The organism is Flavobacterium araucananum (genome assembly GCF_002222055.1).
GTDB lineage: Bacteria > Bacteroidota > Bacteroidia > Flavobacteriales > Flavobacteriaceae > Flavobacterium > Flavobacterium araucananum.
The window spans coordinates 10,716-11,276 of record NZ_MUGS01000058.1 but is presented as its reverse complement, the minus strand read 5'-3'; positions in this window follow the sequence as shown (position 1 = coordinate 11,276).

Here is a 561-nt window from a genome sequence, read left to right as displayed (position 1 = left end):
AAAATAAAACTATTTAAAAAAAATACTCTTTAAATTATACTGCACAATAGATTTTAAAACTTTTTTTCATCTCAGCTTTAAATTGGAATTGGAATTGGATACTGAATACTGTTTTGCTGAATATTGTTCCTTTGCAGTATAAACAAACAATCGTTTGAATATCCCTGTTTTATACCTATGTCCTGCCTGCACTTACTTACGTTCCTTACTTTATACAGACATAACCGCATTCTTCAGTACTTGCGTTCCAATGTAAGTACTTTCCTTTATGCTCACCTTCATGCATGCATCCAGTCATTGATATCTACATTTTTACGTAACTGCGTTCCAACTTACGTACGTTTCTTTATACTCACATGTTTACATACATATGCTTGCATCTTACCCACGCAGATAAATGATATAATCCTGAAATAAAAAAAGCTTAATAGTTAGTTTTTAACGATGGCTTTGCTTTACATCTCGAAGCAATACTCTTATAATCAACCATTTATTCCGTAAATGTTTTTTTTCAAATGGTTTTATCAGCAACAACCTCTACAAATCCGGCAAAAAATAAAA